At 67.4% G+C, this 20,789-nt stretch carries 16 protein-coding genes and 1 riboswitch; of the genes, 7 read left to right on the top strand and 9 right to left on the bottom strand.

Annotated features, from left to right (window positions below; genetic code table 11):
- The first annotated feature begins 79 nt into the window (after window positions 1–79).
- The 3 genes from AC1VXD_RS10225 (at window position 80) to AC1VXD_RS10215 (ending at window position 5,235) form a co-directional block, all read left to right on the top strand.
- The gene (locus AC1VXD_RS10225; protein WP_482992003.1) at window positions 80–847 is read left to right on the top strand and encodes a phosphatase PAP2 family protein; all 768 of its coding nucleotides are present in this window, start codon (window positions 80–82) and stop codon (window positions 845–847) included.
- Window positions 844–2,493 carry a phosphoethanolamine transferase gene (locus AC1VXD_RS10220; protein ID WP_482991972.1) on the top strand — a complete coding sequence of 550 codons (1,650 nt, stop codon included), beginning with the start codon at window positions 844–846 and terminating at the stop codon, window positions 2,491–2,493. The genes AC1VXD_RS10225 and AC1VXD_RS10220 overlap by 4 nt, the downstream gene beginning before the upstream one ends.
- A gap of 777 nt (window positions 2,494–3,270) precedes the next feature.
- Window positions 3,271–5,235, top strand: a complete 1,965-nt coding sequence (locus AC1VXD_RS10215) for a M2 family metallopeptidase (RefSeq protein WP_482991971.1) — start codon at window positions 3,271–3,273, stop codon at window positions 5,233–5,235.
- Window positions 5,236–5,310: 75 nt separating this feature from the next.
- Here the strand turns inward: AC1VXD_RS10215 and AC1VXD_RS10210 are convergent, their stop codons facing one another.
- A complete protein-coding gene (locus tag AC1VXD_RS10210; protein WP_482991970.1) occupies window positions 5,311–5,715 on the bottom strand; it encodes a hypothetical protein in 405 nt (134 codons plus the stop codon).
- 90 nt (window positions 5,716–5,805) lie between these two features.
- Window positions 5,806–7,032, bottom strand: coding sequence for a multidrug effflux MFS transporter (locus AC1VXD_RS10205; RefSeq protein WP_482991969.1), 1,227 nt, complete (start codon window positions 7,030–7,032; stop codon window positions 5,806–5,808).
- A gap of 307 nt (window positions 7,033–7,339) precedes the next feature.
- A riboswitch (glycine riboswitch) is annotated at window positions 7,340–7,442 on the top strand.
- Between the two features lie 62 nt (window positions 7,443–7,504).
- Between AC1VXD_RS10205 and gcvP the strand changes: the two genes are divergently transcribed.
- A complete protein-coding gene (gcvP, locus tag AC1VXD_RS10200) occupies window positions 7,505–10,372 on the top strand; it encodes an aminomethyl-transferring glycine dehydrogenase (RefSeq protein ID WP_482991968.1) in 2,868 nt (955 codons plus the stop codon).
- 169 nt (window positions 10,373–10,541) lie between these two features.
- Here the strand turns inward: gcvP and AC1VXD_RS10195 are convergent, their stop codons facing one another.
- The 3 genes from AC1VXD_RS10195 to AC1VXD_RS10185 all read right to left on the bottom strand — a co-directional run bounded on the left by AC1VXD_RS10195 (window position 10,542) and on the right by AC1VXD_RS10185 (window position 13,479).
- The gene (locus AC1VXD_RS10195; protein ID WP_482991967.1) at window positions 10,542–10,952 is read right to left on the bottom strand and encodes a VOC family protein; all 411 of its coding nucleotides are present in this window, start codon (window positions 10,950–10,952) and stop codon (window positions 10,542–10,544) included.
- A 340-nt stretch (window positions 10,953–11,292) separates the two neighbouring features.
- Window positions 11,293–12,663 (bottom strand): amino acid permease, encoded by a 1,371-nt coding sequence (locus AC1VXD_RS10190; RefSeq protein ID WP_482991966.1) that lies wholly within the window; start codon window positions 12,661–12,663, stop codon window positions 11,293–11,295.
- Window positions 12,664–12,744: 81 nt separating this feature from the next.
- The gene (locus AC1VXD_RS10185) at window positions 12,745–13,479 is read right to left on the bottom strand and encodes a PAS domain-containing protein (protein WP_482991965.1); all 735 of its coding nucleotides are present in this window, start codon (window positions 13,477–13,479) and stop codon (window positions 12,745–12,747) included.
- Between the two features lie 114 nt (window positions 13,480–13,593).
- Here AC1VXD_RS10185 and AC1VXD_RS10180 point away from each other — a divergent pair, with 114 nt between their 5' ends.
- Entirely contained in the window at window positions 13,594–15,684 is a 2,091-nt protein-coding gene (locus AC1VXD_RS10180; protein ID WP_482991964.1) for a catalase, read from the top strand.
- Window positions 15,685–15,707: 23 nt separating this feature from the next.
- The gene (locus tag AC1VXD_RS10175; RefSeq protein WP_482991963.1) at window positions 15,708–15,905 is read left to right on the top strand and encodes a hypothetical protein; all 198 of its coding nucleotides are present in this window, start codon (window positions 15,708–15,710) and stop codon (window positions 15,903–15,905) included.
- A gap of 3 nt (window positions 15,906–15,908) precedes the next feature.
- Here AC1VXD_RS10175 and AC1VXD_RS10170 read toward each other — a convergent pair whose 3' ends face one another.
- Window positions 15,909–16,601 (bottom strand): alpha/beta fold hydrolase, encoded by a 693-nt coding sequence (locus tag AC1VXD_RS10170; protein WP_482991962.1) that lies wholly within the window; start codon window positions 16,599–16,601, stop codon window positions 15,909–15,911.
- Between the two features lie 8 nt (window positions 16,602–16,609).
- Window positions 16,610–17,422, bottom strand: a complete 813-nt coding sequence (locus AC1VXD_RS10165) for a hypothetical protein (RefSeq protein ID WP_482991961.1) — start codon at window positions 17,420–17,422, stop codon at window positions 16,610–16,612.
- 162 nt (window positions 17,423–17,584) lie between these two features.
- Between AC1VXD_RS10165 and AC1VXD_RS10160 the strand changes: the two genes are divergently transcribed.
- Window positions 17,585–18,121: a hypothetical protein gene (locus tag AC1VXD_RS10160; RefSeq protein WP_482991960.1), complete on the top strand. Its 537-nt coding sequence runs from the start codon at window positions 17,585–17,587 to the stop codon at window positions 18,119–18,121.
- Between the two features lie 72 nt (window positions 18,122–18,193).
- Here AC1VXD_RS10160 and AC1VXD_RS10155 read toward each other — a convergent pair whose 3' ends face one another.
- Both AC1VXD_RS10155 and AC1VXD_RS10150 read right to left on the bottom strand, forming a co-directional pair.
- Window positions 18,194–20,320: a methyl-accepting chemotaxis protein gene (locus tag AC1VXD_RS10155; RefSeq protein WP_482991959.1), complete on the bottom strand. Its 2,127-nt coding sequence runs from the start codon at window positions 20,318–20,320 to the stop codon at window positions 18,194–18,196.
- Window positions 20,321–20,419: 99 nt separating this feature from the next.
- Entirely contained in the window at window positions 20,420–20,785 is a 366-nt protein-coding gene (locus AC1VXD_RS10150) for a MerR family transcriptional regulator (RefSeq protein ID WP_482991958.1), read from the bottom strand.
- Between the last annotated feature and the right edge of the window lie 4 nt (window positions 20,786–20,789).

Below are 20,789 nucleotides of genomic sequence, written 5' to 3'. Positions count from 1 at the left end.
GGGCGAACGGGTGTACGACCCTTCTCCGACATGACGGCGACGAGCATGGCGGCGGATTCCTGCCATGGCCGCTTCCCGCATGCCCGCTCGTCCCCTTGTCCCGGCTTTTGCCTTCACGCCTTCGTGGCTGGCATCGCGTTGCGCACTGACGCACCTGCTGCTGCCGTTGGCCGTTGGCGCTCCGCTGTTCGTCTTATTGATGGGCTTTGGGGGTGACCAGTGGGTGGCCGACCATCTGTTCCGCCTGGAAGGCGGCCACTGGGCATTGCAGGATGCCTGGCTGACCCGCGCGGTCGTGCACAAGGGCGGCAAATGGCTGAGCACGGCGGCGGCTCTGGTGGCGATCCTGCTGTGTTTCCACCAATGGCGTCGCGGCCGCGACCGCACCCTGCGCTGGGCGCTGCTGTACGTGGTAGTCGCGATGGCACTGGGCACCGGCCTGATCTCGCTGCTCAAGGCGCTGGTGCCGATGGACTGCCCCTGGGACCTGCTGCGCTATGGCGGCCACGAACCCTTCATCGGCCTGCTGGCCAGCCGCCCCGAGGGCATGCCTGCACGCGCCTGTTTCCCGGCCGGCCATGCCAGCGCCGGCTACGCCTGGCTGTGCCTGTACTTCTTCGCCCTGCTCTGGCGCCCGGCGTGGCGCTGGGCCGGGCTGTGGATCGGACTCGGCAGCGGCCTGGTGTTCGGCATCAGCCAGCAGCTGCGTGGCGCCCATTTTCTTTCGCATGATGTTGCCACGGCCTTGCTATGTTGGCTGCTGTCGCTGGGCCTGTTCCTGATCGCGGAGCGGCTGCTGGCCCGGCGCACGCTGGAACGTCCGACCCGCCAGGAGGCACGTGCATGAATGCATCGGTCCATCGTTCGCTGCGCCTGCCGGCGCTCGCCAGCCTTCATCGCTGGCGCCCGCAGCTGTCCACCGAAGCGCTGATCGCGCTGACCAGCCTGTTCTTCGCCGTGGCCGGCAACGGCCTGTTCTGGCACAGCGCCATGGCCAGCCATCCCGGCAGCCTGCGCTACGCGCTGTCGCTGTTCCTGCTGCTGCTCGGCGCGCACGGCGTGCTGCTGGGCATCCTCGTCTGGCGCTGGAATGCCAAGGTCGTGACCAGCGTGCTGCTGCTGGTGACCGCCTTTGCCGCGCACTACATGAGCCAGTTCCACATCTACCTCGATGCGGACATGCTGCGCAACGTGCTGGCCACCGACCCGAAGGAAAGCCGCGAGCTGATGACGGCCTCGCTCGTCTGGCCAGTGCTGCTGCTGGCGGTGCTGCCGATGGTGCTGCTGTGGCGGGTGGAACTGCGTCGCCGCAGCTGGGGCCGCACGCTGCTGTGGCGCGTGGGCTTCCTGCTGGTGGCGGCGGTCACCGCCGTGGGTGGCGCGCTCATTTCTTTCCAGGATGTCTCGGCGCTGATGCGCAACCAGCGCGAAGTCCGCTATCTGGCCACCCCGGCCAATGTGCTGCTGGGCCTGCCGCGTGCGCTGCGCAGCGACAACCCGGTGCAGCGCGCGCCGAAGCTGCCGATCGGCACCGATGCCAAGGCCACCCCACGCGCCCCGACCAGCAAGCCGCGGCTGCTGGTGATCGTGATGGGCGAAACCGTGCGTGCGCAGAACTGGGGCCTCAACGGTGGGCGCAATACCACCCCGGAACTGGCGCAGGCACCGGTGATCAATTTCCCGGACATGCATTCGTGCGGCACCAGCACCGAAGTCTCGCTGCCCTGCATGTACTCGCCCTGGGGCCGCCACGAGTACGATGAGAAGAAGATCCGCGCGCACCAGTCGCTGCTGCACGTGCTGAACCGCGCCGGCGTCACGCCGCTGTGGCGTGACAACCAGTCCGGCTGCAAGGGCGTCTGCGAAGGTCTTGATTTCCAGTCGCTGTCCGACGCGACCACGCCCGGCCTGTGTGCCGATGGCCGCTGCATGGATGAGATTCTGCTGCAGGACCTGGCCACGCAGGTGCGTGCCAAGCCGGGCGATCGGGTGGTGGTGCTGCACCAGCTGGGCAACCACGGCCCGGCCTACTTCGAGCGCTACCCAGCCGCCTTCGCGCGCTTCAAGCCGACCTGCGACACGCGTGACATCGGCCGCTGTTCGCGCGAGGAGATCGTCAACAGCTACGACAACGCGGTGCTCTACACCGACCACTTCCTGAGCAAGACAATCGGCACGCTTCAGGGCCTGCAGGACTACGACACGGCGATGATCTATCTGTCCGACCACGGTGAGTCGCTGGGTGAGAAGGGCCTGTTCCTGCACGGCGTACCGTATGCGATCGCCCCGGCTGAGCAGACCAGCGTGCCGATGACGATGTGGTTCTCGCCGGGCTTCGCCCGCAGCCGCGGGCTGGACCTGCAGTGCCTGCGCAAGCGTTCGGCGGCGTACACCGACCACGACAACCTGTTCCCGTCGGTGTTGGGGCTGATGCAGGTGAAGACAGCACTGTACGAACGCGACCGCGACCTCTTCGCCGGCTGCGAGAGCTGAGGGGTGGTGTGTTCTGGCAGGGCTTGCAGCCCTGCACCTGCGGTAGTGCCGGCCGCTGGCCGGCAACCTCAACAGCAAGAGCTGGCTTTCCGTGGGTTGGCGGGGTGGGTCCGGTTGAGGGGGACGGTGCAAGTACGTCCATGTAAGCTCGGTCGCCGCATCCATGCGGCTCACGCCCCCTCAACCGGACCCACCCCGCCTTCGACAGACTTCCGCGATCTGTCGGAACCTGCTGCTGATGGTGGGTGCCGACCGTTGGTCGGCACGGGGTTGGATATCGATGTCTGACAGATGTGTCGACCAACGGTCGACACCTACCAACAGCCGCGTGTCCCAGTAGATCCACGCCATGCGTGGATGATTTATTCGATATCCCACAGATGTGCCGACCAACGGTCGGCACCCACCAACAGCAGGTTCCAACAGCCGCGTGAACCTGTCGAAGGCGGGGCACTGTGGGTTTGCGGGGTGTGAGCCGCATGGGCCCGAGGCATGCCTCGGGCGGGTTGGGCAGGACGCCCAACCCCGGTCTTGCCGTGTGCGCAGGACAGCGCACACGAGCAAGCGGCGACCAAGCCCCCATGGATGGGTTTACGGCGTCCCCGCAAACCCACAGTGCCCCGCCATCCCACGGATAGGCTGCTTTTGACGTTGACGTTGCCTTGGCCTCTGCAGGTGCAGGGCGCAGCCCTGCCGAACCCCACCAACCTTCCCCACTTGCGGTAGGCACGCGCGCCCACTAGCCTTCGGCCGTCGTTCACCACCCAAGGACCGCCCGTGACTCACCGCCATCTCCTGCTGGCCTCGGCTATCGCCGCCGCCACCCTGGCCCTGGTCGCCTGCAAGAAGGAACCTTCGCCCGGCACCGAGGCCGCCACCGCCAGCGCGTCCGCCGGCGAGACCGCCGACCAGTTCGTCGCCCGCATCAACGCCGAATTCAAGGCCGCCTACCCGGAGATGACCTCGGCACAGTGGCTGTCCTCCACCTACATCAACAGCGATTCCGAACGCATCGCCGCCAAGGCCAACGAGCGCTCGCTGACCCAGCTCAACAGCTGGATCGAACAGGCCGGCAAGTTCGAAGGCCAGCCGATGAGCGAGGACAGCAAGCGCGCCATCCACCTGCTGAAGCTGATGTCCTCGATGCCGGCCCCGCGTGATCCGGCCAAGCTGGCCCAGCTGACCCAGATCGCCACCCGCATGGAAGGCAGCTACGGCGCGGGCAAGTACTGCACCGATGCCAACGATCCCAACTCCTGCCGCCAGCTCGGCGAGCTGGAACAGGTGCTGGCGCGCAGCCGCGACTACGACGCGCAGCTCGATGCGTGGCAGGGCTGGCACAGCACCACCAAGAGCATGCGTGGCGATTACCAGCAGTTCGTCAGCCTGGTCAACGAAGGCGCCAAGGGCATGGGCTTCACCGATGCCGGGCAGATGTGGCGTAGCGGCTACGACATGCCGCCGGAGCAGATCGGGCCGGAAACCGACCGCCTGTGGGAACAGGTCAAGCCGATGTACGAGCAGCTGCACTGCTATGCGCGCGGCAAGCTGGACAAGACCTACGGCAAGGACAAGGCCGAAGTGGGCAACGGCCTGATCGCCGCGCACCTGATGGGCAACATGTGGCAGCAGGACTGGTCCAACCTGTGGGACCAGCTGGAACCGTACCCGGGTGCCGGCAGCCTGGACATCACTGCGGCGCTGGAAAAGCAGTACCAGGCCAACCTGAGCGCGGCGCTGGCCAAGGCCGGCAAGGACGCCAACGTCGCCGCGCAGTACAAAGCGCAGCGCGAGGCTGAACTGCGTACCGCCAAGCAGATGACCGAACGCGCACAGGACTTCTACGTGTCGCTGGGCATGCCCTCGCTGCCGCAGTCGTACTGGGAACGCACCCAGTTCATCAAGCCCGATGATCGCGACGTGGTCTGCCACGCCAGTGCCTGGGACATGAACATGGAAGGCGACGTGCGCACCAAGATGTGCATCAAGCCGAACGAAGAGAACTTCACCACCATCTACCATGAGCTGGGCCACCTGTATTACGACCTGGCCTACAACCCGCTGCCGCCGCTGTTCCAGGGCGGTGCCAACGATGGCTTCCACGAAGCGATCGGCGACACCATCGTGCTGGCGATGACGCCCAAGTACCTGAGCTCGATCGGCCTGGTGGACGCACCGACCGAGAGCCGCGAGGCGGTCATCAACAACCAGATGCGCATGGCCCTGTCGGGCGTGTCGTTCCTGCCGTTCGGCCTGATGATCGACCGCTGGCGCTGGGGTGTGTTCGATGGTTCGATCACCCCGGACAACTACAACAAGGCGTGGTGGGACCTGAAGGCGAAGTACCAGGGCGTGGCGCCGGCCAGCACCCGCGGCGAGGAATTCTTCGATCCGGGCGCGAAGTACCACGTGCCGGGCAACACCCCGTACACCCGCTACTTCCTGGCGCGCATCCTGCAGTTCCAGTTCTACAAGGGCCTGTGCGATGCGGCCGGCTTCAAGGGCCCGCTGCATGAATGCACCTTCTACGGCAACAAGGAAGCCGGGCAGAAGTACTGGGCGATGCTGAGCAAGGGCGCCAGCCAGCCGTGGCAGGCCACGCTGAAGGAACTGACCGGCAGTGACAAGCTCGATGCCGGCCCGATGATCGAGTACTTCAGCCCGGTCAACGACTGGCTGAAGCAGCAGAACCAGGGCCAGATGTGCGGCTGGCAGGCCAGCGCGGCACCGGCGGCGAAATGAAAGAAGGGGCGGGTCCGCAAGGATCCGCCCCTTTGATTTCGCCCCCGGGCATGCCCCGGCGCTACCCACTGCGGGTCAGTTGTTCTTCTTCGCCGCCATCGCCGCGGCCAGTTCGGCCTTGTATTCCTCGAAAGTCTGGCCCTTCTCCTTGGCCTCGGCCTGCGCGGCATCGCGCAGCGCATCGGAGTACACCAGGCGCACCGGCGTGCCCTTGCGCTCGTGCAGTTCGCCGGCCTGCATGATCAGCGCCAGCACCTGCGCGGCACTCTCGCTGTGGCCGGCGATGCGGCCATCCATGCCCAGCACCCATTCGCCATCGCGGCGCACGACGCCGGCCAGCAGCGTGCGCTGCGCATCGCGCAGTTCGGCATGCGGCTCGACAGGCGAGCCCACCGGCGAGGCCTGCGCGGCGGCCTTGCTGGCAGCCTTTTCTTCCTGGCGGCGGCGCTGGTCGCGGCGGGTCTTGGAGGTGGTGGACATGGGGGCGATACCGCTACGAGGGGGCGCAAGGATAACGCACCCCGGCCACGACGCCGTTTCACGGGCGCGTCGATCACTGGCCCGCGCTGCTCAATGGCCCGTGGCCACTGCCTGCACTGCGCGCTCGCGGCGGTGTTCCCAATACCAGAATACGAAGCCGCCGGCGAAGAAGGCGGCCTGGCCCAGGGCCAGGTGCAGCGGGCTGCCGCTCAGCAGCGGCGACACCACGCCGGCCACCACGGTGCTGATCATCAGCTGGATGAACGCCTGCAGCGAGGACGCCAGGCCGCGCTGGTGCGGGTACATGTCGAGCACGGCCAGCGCCAGGATCGGGAAGATCAGCGCCATGCCCATGCCGCCCAGGAAGATCGGCAGCACCGCCCACGGCAGGGCGAACTGCGGCGCCAGGGTCACGTAGCCCACGTTGAGCAGCACCGACAGCGCGCACAGGCTGAAGCCGATGCCGATCTGGCGGGTGGGCGTGGTGCGCCCGGCCATGCGCCCGGACAGGAACGAACCGGTGGTCATGCCGCCGATAGTGGGAATGAACAACCAGGCGAAGCCACCTTCGCCCAGGTGCAGGTGCTGCATCACAAACACTGGTGCCGAGGCGATGTACAGGAAGATGCCGCCGAAGTTGATGCTGCCGGCCAGGGCCAGGCGCAGGAAACGCGGGTTGAAGCCGATGCGCACGTAGTCACGCAGCAGGCCACGTGGCGACAGCGGCACGCGAGCGGCCACCGGGTGGGTTTCCGGCATGAAGCGTGCGGTGCAGACCAGCAGCAGCAGCGAGAACACCACCAGGAACCAGAAGATCAGCGGCCAGCCGGCGCCACTGAGCAGGATCCAGCCACCGATGATCGGCGCGATGGCCGGAGCGATGCCGAACAGCATCGACACCTGGCTCATCAGCCGCTGCGCATCGTGGCCGTGGTACAGATCGCGGATGACCGCGCGGCCGACGATCATGCCGACGCCGGCCGACAGGCCCTGCAGCGCGCGGAACACCAGCAGCGTGCTCAGGTCGGTGGACAGCGCGCAGCCGACCGAGGCACCGATGAACACCACCAGGCCGCCGAGGATCACCCGCTTGCGGCCCCAGGCATCGGACAGCGGCCCGTGCGCCAGGCTCATCAGCGCATAGAACAGCAGGTACACGCTGATGGTCTGCTGCACGGCCACTTCGTCCACCGCCAGGCGCTGGGCCAGCTGCGGGAAGGCCGGGAAGATGGTGTCGATCGAGAACGGGCCGAACATGGCCAGGCCTGCGAGCAGCAGGGCCATGCGTCGGGTGGAGGGGGCAACAGCGGGGGTCATCGGCAAAGCGTCCGGCTGGGCCATGCGTGGCACGCACGGCGGGCGCCGATCCCCTGCAGCAGGGACGGCGCCAGATGAATACGAGAGTGCGGCCATGATAGGCCGGGATTGCGGCCGATGCCATCGACCGCTGCACGAAACGCACGGCCGGGCCATCGGCCATTCAGGCCCGCAGGCCCCCTGCCCCCGCTCCGGGCCGTGTTCAGCCGCGGCAACCAGCTATAATCGGCGGGCAACATGGTGGGAGAAGCGGAACACCGCTGCCGAAGGCGCAACGCCCGTAATCGCTCAGGCCCGATACCACCCGTAACAGAACTCTGGAGAGACCGGTTCGATCCGGCGCCGAAGGGGCACGAAGCTGCGGCCAGCCGCGCTTTTAAACTCTCAGGCAAAAGGACAGAGGGGCGCCCCGCAGACCGCCAGCCGGCGGCTTGTGCCCGTGCGTGTGCCCTTTCCTGACGGATCCTTCGCCATGTCCCAGAACACCCCCTCCCTGCGTGAGCTTGAGCATCATTCCGCGTTCGTCGAGCGCCACATCGGCCCCAACGACGCCGAGATCGCGCAGATGCTCGACGTCGTCGGCCACGCCACGCTGGATGCGATGACCGATGCCATCGTGCCGGCCAGGATCAAGTCGCCCGCACCGCTGGCACTGCCGGAATCGATGACCGAAGTGCAGGCGCTGGCGAAGATCCGCGCGATCGCCGACAAGAACACCGTCCTGCGCAGCTTCATCGGCCAGGGCTACTACGGTACCCACACGCCGAACGTGATCCTGCGCAACATCCTGGAAAACCCGGCCTGGTACACCGCCTACACCCCGTACCAGGCGGAAATCTCGCAGGGCCGCATGGAAGCGCTGATCAACTTCCAGACGCTGTGTGCCGACCTGACCGGCATGGAGATCGCCAACGCCTCGCTGCTGGACGAAGCCACCGCCGCCGCTGAAGCGATGACCCTGGCCAAGCGTTCGGCCAAGTCGAAGTCGGACACCTTCTTCGTGCACGATGCCGTGCACCCGCAGACGCTGGAACTGCTGCGCACCCGCGCCGAGCCGATGGGCATCGTGCTGCGCGTGGGCACCCCGGCCGAAGCAATGGAAGCGGAGGCCTTCGGCCTGCTGCTGCAGTACCCGGACACCTTCGGCCAGGTCGGCGACTACAAGGCGCTGGTCGATGCCGTGCACGCGCGCGGCGGCCTGGTGGCCGTGGCCACCGACCTGCTGGCGCTGACCCTGCTGGCCGCCCCCGGCGAATGGGGCGCGGACATCGTGGTCGGCAACAGCCAGCGTTTCGGCGTGCCGTTCGGTTTCGGCGGCCCGCACGCTGCGTTCATGGCCTGCCGTGATGCCTACAAGCGTTCGATGCCGGGCCGCCTGATCGGTGTCTCCATCGATGCCGAAGGCAAGCCGGCCTACCGCCTGACCCTGCAGACCCGCGAGCAGCACATCCGCCGCGAGAAGGCGACCTCCAACATCTGCACCGCGCAGGTGCTGCTGGCGGTGATGGCCTCGATGTACGCCGTCTACCACGGCCCGGAAGGCCTGGCCCGCATCGCCCGCCGTACCCACCGCCTGGCTTCGATCCTGGCCGCGTCGCTGCGCAGCGCCGGCGTGCAGGTCGGTAGCGACTTCTTCGACACCCTGCACATCACCGGCGTGCACGCCGCTGAGATCCACGCCAAGGCCCGCGCCGCCGGTTACAACCTGCGCGCGATCGACAGCGACTCGGTCGGCATCAGCCTGGACGAGACCGCGACCCGCGCCGACATCGTCGCCCTGGCCGCCGTGTTCGGTGCGCAGGCCGATGTGGATGCGCTGGATGCCAGCACCGCCGACGAACTGCCGCCTGCCCTGCTGCGCCAGTCCGCGTTCCTGACCCACCCGGTGTTCAACACCCACCACAGCGAGCACGAGTTGCTGCGCTACCTGCGTTCGCTGGCCGACAAGGACCTGGCGATGGACCGCACGATGATCCCGCTGGGCTCGTGCACCATGAAGCTCAACGCCACCGCCGAGATGATCCCGGTGACCTGGCCGGAGTTCTCGCAGATCCATCCGCTGGTGCCGGCCGACCAGGCGCTGGGCTACAAGGAACTGATCGAGACGCTGGAAGCGATGCTGGTCGAATGCACCGGCTACGACGCGGTCAGCCTGCAGCCGAACTCCGGTGCGCAGGGTGAGTACGCCGGCCTGCTGGCGATCCGCGCCTACCACCGCTCGCGCGGTGAGGACCACCGTGACATCTGCCTGATTCCGGATTCGGCGCACGGCACCAACCCGGCTTCGGCACAGATGTGCGGCATGAAGGTCGTGGTGACCAAGACCGATGCCAACGGCAACGTCGATGTCGAAGACATCCGCGTCAACGCCGAGAAGTACAGCGACCGCCTGGCCGCGATCATGATCACCTACCCGTCCACGCACGGCGTGTTCGAGGAGGAAGTGGCCGAGATCTGCGAGATCATCCACCAGCATGGCGGCCAGGTGTATACCGACGGCGCCAACATGAACGCGCTGGTCGGCGTGGCCAAGCCGGGCAAGTGGGGTTCGGACGTTTCCCACCTGAACCTGCACAAGACCTTCTGCATCCCGCACGGCGGCGGCGGACCGGGCGTCGGCCCGTGCGCGGTGAAGGAACACCTGGCTCCGTTCCTGCCGGGCAAGCTGGGTGACAACGGCCCGGTCGGCATGGTCAGCGCGGCCAGCTTCGGCAGCGCCTCGATCCTGCCGATCAGCTGGATGTACATCGCCATGATGGGCAGCGAAGGTCTGCGCAAGGCCACCCAGGTGGCCCAGCTCAACGCCAACTACATCGCCAGGCGCCTGGCTCCGCACTTCAAGACCCTGTACACCGGCCGCAACGGCCTGGTGGCGCACGAGTGCATCCTCGACGTGCGTCCGCTGGAGAAGACCAGCGGCATCGGTGCCGAGGACGTGGCCAAGCGCCTGATCGACTTCGGCTTCCATGCTCCGACCTTGAGCTTCCCGGTCGCCGGCACGCTGATGGTCGAGCCGACCGAGAGCGAATCGCTGCACGAGCTGGACCGCTTCATCGACGCGATGATCCAGATCCGCGAGGAAATCCGCGCGATCGAAGACGGCCGTCTGGACCGCGAGGACAACCCGCTGAAGAACGCCCCGCATACCGCGACGGCGGTGACGGCCAGCGAGTGGACCCACGCCTACCCGCGCGAGCTGGCGGCCTTCCCGCTGCCCAGCCTGAAGCTGCAGAAGTATTGGCCGCCGGTGGCCCGCGTCGACAACGTGTACGGCGACAAGAACGTGATGTGCGCCTGCATCCCGGTCGATGCCTACAAGGACGACGAAGTCGAGGCGTAAGCCGTTGCTGCAACGGTTATCAAAACGGCCCGCGCAAGCGGGCCGTTTTCGTTTCCATCAACGCATGGCGTGGCTCTACGACCTGCCATGGCGCATCCGGGCCGTTTGCTTTCCATCAACGCGTGGCGCACTCTCCACTAGATCCACGCCATGCGTGGACGCTTTGCCGTCACGGGTCCGGCATCTGCCCCAGGCTCAACTGCCACGACACGCCGTAGCGGTCCTGCACCCAGCCGTAGCGGTTGCCGAAATCGTAGTCACCCACCGGCATCAGCCAGTGCCCGCCCTCGCCCAGCACGCGTGCCGCGCGCTCGAACTGCTCGCTGCCGGCGCATTCGACAAACAGCGAGATCGACGGACTGAAGGTGAAGTCGTGCACGTCCAGGCTGTCGAAGCACAGGTAGTGCGTGCCCCCCAGCAGGAAGATGGCCTGGCGCACCTGGCCGGGCACACCGGCGCCGGCACCTTCGGGGTGGTGTTGCAGGGACAGCAGGCGGAAATCGGCGAAGGCGTCGGCGTACAGGGCCATGGCGGCCTCGGCCTGGCCGGTGAACATCAGGAACGGGCGACTGCGCAGCATGCGGTACTCCTGTTCGACAGGCCGATGACGGCCTACACGATCAGGATGGCACGACGGATGTATGTCTTCTGTAGAGCCGAGCCATGCTCGGCTGACGGGCGCTGCCCTTGTAGAGCCGAGCCATGCTCGGCTGACGGGCGCTGCCCTTGTAGAGCCGAGCCCATGCTCGGCTGACGGGCGCTGCCCTTGTAGAGCCGAGCCCATGCTCGGCTGACGTCTGCGCAAACAGCAGCCGACCGTAGGGTCGGCTCTACAAAGCCAAAGCAACAGCAGCCGACCGTAGGGTCGGCTCTACAAAGCCAAAGCAACAGCAGCCGACCGTGGGGTCGGCTCTACAGAATCAGGCTTCGCGCAGGCGCCGGGCGATGGCGCTGCTGGCGGCGATGACGGCGGTCAGCGCCACCATCGACAGGAACTGCAGGCGCGTGTGCGCCTCGCTCAGCAGCAGGCCGAAGATCAGCGCCAGCACGGCCAGTCCCAACACGGTCAGCCACGGGAACGCAGCCATGCGGAACGGCAGGCGGGTGCCCAGGCGGTCGGCCCGGCGGCGCAGCACCAGCTGCGAGACCAGCGACAGCGTCCACACCAGCAGGCAGGTGGAGCCGACGATGTTCAGCAGCACCGGCAGCACCTTGTCCGGGAACAGCAGCTCCATGATGGTGGCGGCAAACCCGAACAGCACGCTGGCCAGCACGGCGATCACCGGCACCTGGCGCGGGTCGGTCCAGCCCAGCACGGCCGGTGCCTCGCGGCGCTGCGCCAGCGAATACATCATGCGCGAGGCACCGTAGAGGTTGGCATTGAGCGCCGACAGCAGCGCGATCACCGCGATCAGGGTGATGGCCGTGGCCGCGCCCGGAATGTTGGCGACCGCGAGCACCGCGGCAAACGGCGACTTCAGCGATTCGCTGGTCCACGGCACCACCGCGATGATCACGCTGAGCGAGCCGATGTAGAACACCAGGATGCGCCAGGCCACGGTGCGGATGGCGCGGGCGATGCTGCGCTCGGGGTCCTCGGTCTCGGCCGCGGCCACTGCAACGATCTCGGTGCCCCCAAAGGCGAACACCACCACCAGCAGGGCCGCGCCGATGCCGGCCAGGCCCTTGGGCGCGAAGCCGCCGTGCTGGGTGAAATTGCTCAACCCCGGCGAAGCCACCTGCGGCAGCCAGCCCAGCAGCAGGGCGATGCCGATGGCGATGAAGGCCAGGATCGCCGCCACCTTGAGGATCGCGAACCAAAATTCGAACTCGCCGAAATTCTTCACCCCGAGCAGGTTGATCGCAGTGAAGAACAGCATGAAGGCCAGTGCCGCCATCGGTACCGGTACCACCGGCCAGACCGTGGCCAGCAGGCCGGCCGCACCCACCGCCTCGGCGGCGATGACGATGACCAGCTGCACCCACCACAGCCAGCCCACGGTGGCACCGGCGGTGGCGCCCATGGCATCGGCCGCGTATACCGAGAACGCGCCGCTGGTCGGCTTGGCCGCCGCCATTTCGCCCAGGGCGTTCATCACGATGATCACCAGCGCGCCGGCGACGAGATAGGACACCAGCACGGCCGGGCCGGCCGCCTGCACGCCTACGCCGGAACCAAGGAACAGGCCGGCACCGATCGCGCTGCCCAGGCCCATCATGATCAGCTGGCGCGGCTTCAGCGAATGGCCGAGGCGGGAAGACGAGGCAGGCGTAACGGGGCTGGCGGGCATCGGCGGGACTGGCGGCGGCTACAGGGGCGTCACCTTACATTGTCCCCCACCCACGGGGATAGGCACAGTGCAGCAGACCGCTCAGGGCAACACGGCGTCGCCGACAGTGCCACCGACATTCTCCCCGATGCGCGCGCGATAGGCGCGCGGCGAGAAACCGGTTTCAGCCTTGAATTTGCGGGTGAACGCGCTCTGGTCGCTGAAGCCGCAGGCTTGACCGATGCAGGCGATGCTGTCGTCGCCGTGCAGCAGGTGCATGGCCATCTGGATGCGCAGCCGGGTCAGCACCTGCTGCGGGGTCATCTGGAACACCTTGCGGAAGCTGCGCTCCAGCTTGGACAGCGAGAAGCCGGTGATGTCCAGCAGGGTCTGCATGCGCACGTTCTCGGCATAGTGCGCGTTGAGGTGGGCCAGGGCGAGGCGCAGCTGCTCGTACTGGCTGCCCAGGCTGTCCTTCTGGCCCAGGTCGCGGGAGATGCCTATCAAGCCCTGGATGCTGCCGTCCACCAGCAGCGGACGCTTGCAGGTCAGGCACCAGCCTGGCTCGCGATTGGCGAACAGGTGCAGCTCCATCAGGTTCTCGATCACCTCGCCGGACAGCACGCGCGCGTCCTGGTCCACGTAGTCCGCGCTCAGGCCGGTCGGGTAGATCTCGGCGGCGGTACGGCCGATGACATCCTTGCGCGCACGCAGGCCCAGCCGTCGCAGCATGGTCTGGTTGACGTGGGTGTAGCGACCCTGCCGGTCCTTCATGAAGAACAGCACGTCCGGAATGGCGTCGAACAGGGCTTCGATGTCGGTGGGTTCGACTCGCATGGGGCAAGCATACCCGAGCCCGGTTTTGCCTGTACGTTCACTCCAACCCAACCGAGCGTTAACGGGCTACAAAGGATTGTCACTGCTTACCCCTGCAACTTCGGAGACATCCCGATGGCCGCCAGCAAGCCGACCGGCAAGCGCGCACCTTCCCCCAGCACTGACCAGCACCGCGGCGAGGGTGACGAACTGCATCAGCTTGCCGGCGGCAGCCACCCGGCGCTGACCACCAACCAGGGCATCCCGGTAGCCGACAACCAGAATTCGCTGCGCGAGGGCCCACGCGGCCCCACCCTGCTGGAGGATTTCATCCTCCGCGAGAAGATCACCCACTTCGACCATGAGCGCATTCCCGAACGCATCGTGCATGCGCGCGGCAGCGCCGCGCATGGCTATTTCGAATTGACCGCGTCGCTGGCGAAGTACACCCGCGCCCGCGTGCTCACTGAAGTCGGCACGAAGACGCCGGTGTTCACCCGCTTTTCCACCGTGGCCGGCGGCGCTGGTTCGGTCGACACCCCGCGCGACGTGCGCGGCTTCGCGGTCAAGTTCTACACCCCGGAAGGCAACTGGGATCTGGTCGGCAACAACATCCCGGTGTTCTTCATCCAGGATGCGATGAAGTTCCCTGACCTCGTGCATGCGGTGAAGATGGAGCCGGACCGCGCATTCCCGCAGGCCGCCAGCGCGCATGACACGTTCTGGGATTTTATCTCGCTGATGCCTGAATCGATGCACATGATCATGTGGGCGATGAGCGACCGTGGCATTCCACGTTCGCTGCGCATGATCGAAGGCTTCGGCGTGCACAGTTTCCGCCTGTTGAACGAGGCTGGCGAGTCCACCTTCGTCAAGTTCCACTGGCGGCCGAAACTGGGCATCCAGTCCACTGTGTGGGACGAAGCGCTGAAACTGCAGGCGGCCGACAACGATTTCCATCGGCGCGACCTGTTCGAGGCGATCCAGCGTGGCGACTTCCCCGAATGGGAATTGGCCGTGCAGCTGTTCACCGAGGAAGAGGCCGAGGCGTTCCCGTTCGATCACCTCGACCCGACCAAGATCATCCCCGAATCGCTGGTGCCGCTGAAGGTGATCGGGCGGATGGTGCTGGACCGCTGGCCGGACAATTTCTTCGCCGAAACCGAGCAGGTGGCGTTCTGCCCCGCCAACGTGCCGCCGGGCATCGACTTCAGCAACGACCCGCTGCTGCAGGGCCGGCTGTTCTCGTACCTGGACACGCAGCTGATCCGCCTGGGTGGGCCCAACTTCCACCAGATCCCGGTGAATGCGCCGAAGTGCCCGTTCGCCAACCACCAGCGCGACGGCCACATGCAGATGCAGGTGCCGAAGGGGCGCGTGGCCTACGATCCGAGCTCGCTGGAAGACGACAGCCCGCGCGAAACCCCTGCCGGCTTCCGCAGCCACGCAACCGCCGACGACGGCCGCAAGGGACGCACGCGTGCGGCGAGCTTCGCCGACCACTACAGCCAGGCGCGTGCCTTCTTCCGCAGTCTGGAAAAGCCTGAGCAGGCGCACCTCGCCTCGGCGCTGGTGTTCGAACTGTCCAAGGTGGAAACGCTGAAGGTGCGCGTGCGTACCGTCAGCCATCTGCGCAACATCGACGAATCATTGGCCAAGCGCGTGGCCGACGGACTGGCTTTGGGCGACCTGCCCGACGCTGCGCCGACCGCAACGCCCGCCCAGGACATGCCCGCCGTTCCCGAGGTTCGCATCATCGGCCGCACGAAAGACACGCTGCAGGGGCGCTGCATCGGCATCCTGTTCGACGAGGGCTCCGATGCGGGGCTGATCGCCGGCCTGCGCAAGGCCGCGCAGAAAGCCGGTGCCGAAGTGAAGCTGGTGGCGCCGAAAGTGGGCGGTGCCACGCTCAGCGACGGTAAGCGCCAAGCCGCCGATGGCCAGCTGGCCGGTACGCCCTCGGCCGTGTTCGACGCCGTGGCCGTGGTGCTCAGCGCAGAGGGCGCCAAGGCGCTGGCCAGGGAAGCCGCCGCCGTCGAGTTCGTCAGCCACGCGTGGGCACACCTGAAGGCCATTGCCAGCGATGCCGGCGGCCAGGCGCTGCTGAAGGCGGCGCGCGTGGGCAACGACGCCGGCATCGTCGAAGCGGAAGACGCCAAGGGCTTCCTCGCTGCCGCAGCCACCCGTCAGTGGGCGCGCGAACCGAAGCTGCGCCTGCTGGCCTGATCGTCCCTCACAGGAGAAGCGACATGCCCCGTGGTGACAAATCCGCCTACACCGACAAGCAGAAGCGCCAGGCCGAGCACATCGAGGAAAGCGAACGCGAGCGCGGCACCCGTAAAAGCACCGCCGAACGCATCGCCTGGGCCACCGTCAACAAGCAGGATGGCGGTGGCAAGCACAGCGGTAGCGGCCGCAAAGCAACGAAGAAGGCGGCCGACGGCTGAGCGTCAGCGGGGCAGCGCGTTCACCCACCGCGCCACTGCTTCGGCCGCCTGTACGGGGCGCGCCTGCAACAGCAGGTGCGGCCCCTGCAGCGCGACGTGCCGCGCCTCGGGCAACAGCGCCTGCAGTTCCGCAACACTGGGCGGCCACAGCAACCGGTCCTGCCGCGCCTGCAGGTGCAGCGTGGGCACGGCGATCCGCGGCAGCAGCGCACGCACGTCCACGCGCAGGGTGCTGGCGGCCCGATGCCGCAGCACGCGGCTGGGCACATGGGCCAGGGCTTGGCGCAGTGCCTGCACGTTCTCCGGCGTCCGCCACTGCCCCAGCAGCACCCGCGCCATCACCGGCAGCGGCGGCAACGGCCATGCCGCGGACAGCGCCACCGCGCTCGCTGCGGGCACAGGCACCGGCCGTCGCGCGAACGTGGTGCTGAGCACCAGCCCACCCAGGCCGGCGGGCGCCTGCGCGGCGATCTGCACTGCCAGCGGGCCCGCAAATGATTCGGCCAGCAGCACCCATGGCTGCCGTGGAAGCTGCGGCTGCAGCCATGCGACCAGGGTCGGATAGTCCTGCGCCTCGTGTATGGGCAGGGACAGTGCCTCCGCGTCGAGTCCGTGCGCACGCATGGCCTCGAGGAACGCACCCGACATGCCCACGCCACCGTCCAGGCCGGGCAGCATCAGCACACGGGGGCGCACCGGCGGGTTCAACTGCCGGGCCCCGGCGCGGAGGCCGGCGCAGGCGCAGGCGCAGGCGCAGGCGCCGCCACGGTAACCGCCTGCAGCGTGCGCACCGCCGCGATCGGAATGGCCTCGGCACGCCGCTGCTGCGGCCACCAGACGAACAGGAACGCGCTGCTGGAACCGAGCAGGCGCGCGGTGCCCGGCAACGGCGCGCGGTCGCCATTCAACTGCAGGCGGATCACTTCGCCGCTGCCGGCGTTGCGGATCTGCTCCCCGCGCACCGTCACGTAGTTCGCCGCGCCCAGCGCCATGAACGCGGCCACGGCCAGGGTCATCGCGGTCAGCGGGCGCAGGCCCACGCCCTCCCAGCTGGTCAGTGCCGAGCGCGTCAACACCACCCGCCACACCCAGTTGCGCGTGCGCAGCTGTTCCAGCTTGGCGGCATTGCGCATGCGCAGGGTTTCCGGCCAGCTCACCACCAGCACCAGCAGCAGGCCTGCGGCCAGCAGCACCACGTACGCCGGGTCGCGGATGCCGGCCACCAGGAAATCGCTGGGCTGCAGGTAATCCAGGATCGACAGCTTGAAGCCCCGGTAGAACCAGAAACTGCACCACAGGCCCAGCAGCGAGACCAGCAGGTAGGCCACGGTGAACAGCAGGGCCGGCTCACGGCGCATGCGGCGCAGCGCCTGCATCACCGCCGAATCATCATTCCCACCGGTCAGCGGCAGGATCGACCAGTCGGTCGGCGCTTCAGCTGGGGGCATGGCGGGCGCGGCCATGCCCTGCATCCGTGGCACGTCGCCGTAGGCGCCTTCGGCCTCGTTGCTGTCCATGCTCCCTCCCCCGGTGTCTGCAGCGAGCATCGCCGAAATCGCTGACGGGTGGTAGGGCGAGGTGCTGCCGATGGGACGCGCCGGCCCAACTCTGCCAACCGGCGGCCGCCTGCGCCATACTCGGGTCACCGCCGCGGGAAGCGGCCCTGATGGAAGATCACCATGCAATGGACGCGTAACCTGGCCCTGTTCGCGCTGCTTCCGCTGACCGCAACCGCCGCAGGCGACTGGGTCCAGCCCGATGGCCGCCCCGTGGCGCAGACAGAATCGACGAAATCCCATGACGGTTTCGGCGCAACCCTGCTGGTCACCACCGACCCCGACTGGCTGGCCAAATGGCAGACGCCGGCCGATACCACGCCCAAATTCAGCGTGGCCAGCGAAGTACATGCCGGTGAGCAGGTCAGCATCATCGCCTTCATTTCCAACCCGCAACTGGACGCAAAGGGCGTGGCACAGGTGGAGTGCGATGTGCGCGTGACCCTGCCCGATGGCAGCGTTGCCACCGAGCAGAAGGAGCTGCCCTGCTTCAGCTCCGCCCTGGAAGGACCGTCGCACCAAGTATTCCTGACCAATCTGCGCATTCAGTTCACCGCACAGGCCGATGCCCCGAAGGGCACCTGGACCGTGCAGGTGGTCGCCCGCGATACCCTGCGGGGCGTCAGCCTGCCGCTGCAGGCAAGCTACAGACTTCGCTGACCCCGTATACAGTTCGTAACGTACGTGCACCGCATCCGCGCCGGCGCTGGTGCCGGCGCTGATACGGCTTGATCACGCTGCGCGAGCTACCACGGCTGACGCCGGCCGGCCCTGCTCGATCTGGAACACCGACACCGAGGTGGTCAGCGCATTGGCCTGCTCTTCCAGCGCGCGGCTGGCCGCGGTCGCCTCTTCCACCAGAGCGGCGTTCTGCTGGGTCACCTGGTCCATCTGCACCACCACCTGGTTGACCTGCTCGATGCCCGCGGCCTGTTCCTTGCTGGCCGCAGCGATGTCGCTCATCAGCTGGTTGGTGCGCGAGCTGGCGTGGGCCAGGCGGGCGATCGCCGCCTCGGACTGCACGGTCACGGCCAGCCCGCTCTGCACCTTGGCGGCGGCGTCTTCGATCAGTTCCTTGATCTCCTTGGCGGCCACACCCGCACGCTGCGCCAGGGTGCGCACTTCGCTGGCGACCACCGCGAATCCACGGCCCTGCTCACCGGCGCGTGCCGCTTCGACGGCAGCGTTCAGCGCCAGGATGTTGGTCTGGAACGCGATGCCGTCGATCACCGTGGAGATCTCGGAGATGCGTGCCGACGACTGGTCGATCTCGCCCATCACCGTTGCCATCTGCACCATGGCCTGTTCGGTCTCGCGTACGGCGGCGCCGGCTGCATGCGCTTCGCTGTCGGCCTGGCGTGCAAGCTCGGCGTTCTGGCGCACGGTGGAGGTCAGCTCTTCCATCGACGCGGCTGCTTCTTCCAGATTGGCGGCCTGCTGCTCGGTACGGCGCGAGAGATCACTGTTGCCGGCGGCCAGTTCCTGCGCGGCGTTGTTGATGCTGTCGGCCGCCACCTGGATGCCACGGACGATGCCGGTCAGCTGCGCGGTGGTGGTGTTGGCATCGTCGCGCATGCGGGCGAAGACGCCCTCGTAGTCACCGTCCATGCGCGCGGTCAGGTTGCCGTGCGAGATCGCGCGCAGCACGTCGGAGACATCGGCGATGCTCGCCTGCGAGCTGGCCATCATCGCGTTGAGGTGTTCGACCATCGCGCGGTACTGGAACTGGAACGCCTCGACATCGCCGCGCACGCTGAAATCACCCGCGCCGGCGGCCCGGGCCAGCGTGTCGATCTGGGCGCTGATCGCCATCAGGCTCTGCTTCACCGCGGCCAGGGTGCGGGTGAACGCGCCCTTCGCGCCGGGATACTGCGGCAGGTCGCGGCTGAGATCGCCGATCGCGTAGCGCTGCATGACTTCGGCCATCAGCAGTTCCACCTGCACGTGCGATTCCACCAGGCTGTTGGTGGCCTGCACCATGCGGCCGAAATCGCCGGGGAAGGCGCTGGCATCCATGCGGTAGCCGATGGCGCCAGCCTCGTGCTGTTCGGCCATCTGCAGCTGCGCGCCGATGGCGGCCTGCACGCTCTGCCGCACGCTGCCCATGGCCTCGCCCAGCTGGGTCAATTCATCGCGGCCACCCAAGTGGAAGGACTGGTCCAGCTCACCCTTGGAGAGCCGCTGTGCCAGCTGCACTGCGCGCGCCAGCGGGCCGGTCAGGCTGCGGCCGATCATCACCGAGGCCGTGATGCCGACCAGCAGCGCTACGCCGCCCAGCACCAGCAGCTGCAGCAGGCTGCGCTCGCCGAGACGGATCGCTTCGGCGGCCGCCTCGCGGCTTTCCTTCTCCTCGAAGGCCACGCCATCGGCCAGCGCCTTGTTCCAGCCGTTGGCCGCGACCTGCACCGGGCCCAGGGTCAGCGCGATGGCGCCGGGGAAATCACCCTGGTCCATCAGTTCGCTGGTCTGCTTGTTCAGCGGCCGGGCAATGGCCCGCTTCGCCGCGATGGCCTCGCCCACGGCCTTGCCGTCGGCATCGCTAGGCAGTGCCTGGTAGGCGGTCCAACTGGTTTCGTAGCGCTTGACCAGGTCGGCGATGCGCTGCTCGTCGGCCTCGCGAGCGTCACCTTGGCGGATCAGCATCTCGCGACGCACGACCATCATCTGGTTGTTGGCATCGAGCATCTGCGACAGCAGGCGCACCTTGGTCACGCTGACCTCGACCACCTGCTGCATCGCGCGCTTCTGCACAGTCGTGGCGGTGGCACCGGTGACGACAACGGCGGCCACCAGCAGCAGCAACAGGCCAAAGCCCAGACCAAGACGCCAGGCAACCCTGACATTCCTCAAATAGTTCATGGGGGGGATCCAAACGGGGGGATAAGCCTGTATCGGCCTGTCTCACGCCGCCTTGACGTGGCCTCCATGAACAACCGGGTCACGGTTCAGAATCCGGCTTCAGCCCACGGTGCTACGGGGCTGGAAGGGGCAGGCGCTGGCCACGCGCGTGGCCAGATCCTGGCGCAGGGCACCGAGCGCGGCGATGCGGGCATCGATGTCCGCGAGTTTTTCCTGCAGCGCGGCCGCCAGCAACGGGCCGGCATCGGCCTGCTCCCACAGCCTGGGCAGGCGCTGGCCGATCTCGGCCAGGGTGAAGCCGAGCTGCTGGGCGGTGCGGATGTAATGCACCAGCATCGCGGTTTCATCCGGGTAATCGCGGTAGCCATTGGCCAGGCGCCGCGCGCCGATCAGGCCCTGCTTCTCGTAGAAACGCAGGGCTTCGCGCGAGAGGCCGCAGGCCTGAGCCAGTTCTCCAATCTGCATGGGG

The organism is Stenotrophomonas sp. STEN054 (assembly GCF_056854535.1).
Note: the sequence above shows the minus strand (reverse complement) of the source record. Positions and strands in the feature narration are given on the sequence as shown.

Excerpts from the sequence above, each read along its gene's own strand:
- AC1VXD_RS10175 (WP_482991963.1), top strand. The coding sequence starts at position 15,708 with ATGCCCCGTGGTGACAAATCCGCCTACACCGACAAGCAGAAGCGCCAG.
- AC1VXD_RS10195 (WP_482991967.1), bottom strand. The coding sequence starts at position 10,952 with ATGCTGCGCAGTCGCCCGTTCCTGATGTTCACCGGCCAGGCCGAGGCC.
- AC1VXD_RS10190 (WP_482991966.1), bottom strand. The coding sequence starts at position 12,663 with ATGCCCGCCAGCCCCGTTACGCCTGCCTCGTCTTCCCGCCTCGGCCAT.
- gcvP (WP_482991968.1), top strand. The coding sequence starts at position 7,505 with ATGTCCCAGAACACCCCCTCCCTGCGTGAGCTTGAGCATCATTCCGCG.
- AC1VXD_RS10185 (WP_482991965.1), bottom strand. The coding sequence starts at position 13,479 with ATGCGAGTCGAACCCACCGACATCGAAGCCCTGTTCGACGCCATTCCG.
- AC1VXD_RS10220 (WP_482991972.1), top strand. The coding sequence starts at position 844 with ATGAATGCATCGGTCCATCGTTCGCTGCGCCTGCCGGCGCTCGCCAGC.
- AC1VXD_RS10205 (WP_482991969.1), bottom strand. The coding sequence starts at position 7,032 with ATGACCCCCGCTGTTGCCCCCTCCACCCGACGCATGGCCCTGCTGCTC.
- AC1VXD_RS10155 (WP_482991959.1), bottom strand. The coding sequence starts at position 20,320 with ATGAACTATTTGAGGAATGTCAGGGTTGCCTGGCGTCTTGGTCTGGGC.
- AC1VXD_RS10150 (WP_482991958.1), bottom strand. The coding sequence starts at position 20,785 with ATGCAGATTGGAGAACTGGCTCAGGCCTGCGGCCTCTCGCGCGAAGCC.
- AC1VXD_RS10225 (WP_482992003.1), top strand. The coding sequence starts at position 80 with ATGCCCGCTCGTCCCCTTGTCCCGGCTTTTGCCTTCACGCCTTCGTGG.
- AC1VXD_RS10180 (WP_482991964.1), top strand. The coding sequence starts at position 13,594 with ATGGCCGCCAGCAAGCCGACCGGCAAGCGCGCACCTTCCCCCAGCACT.
- AC1VXD_RS10165 (WP_482991961.1), bottom strand. The coding sequence starts at position 17,422 with ATGGACAGCAACGAGGCCGAAGGCGCCTACGGCGACGTGCCACGGATG.
- AC1VXD_RS10210 (WP_482991970.1), bottom strand. The coding sequence starts at position 5,715 with ATGTCCACCACCTCCAAGACCCGCCGCGACCAGCGCCGCCGCCAGGAA.
- AC1VXD_RS10160 (WP_482991960.1), top strand. The coding sequence starts at position 17,585 with ATGCAATGGACGCGTAACCTGGCCCTGTTCGCGCTGCTTCCGCTGACC.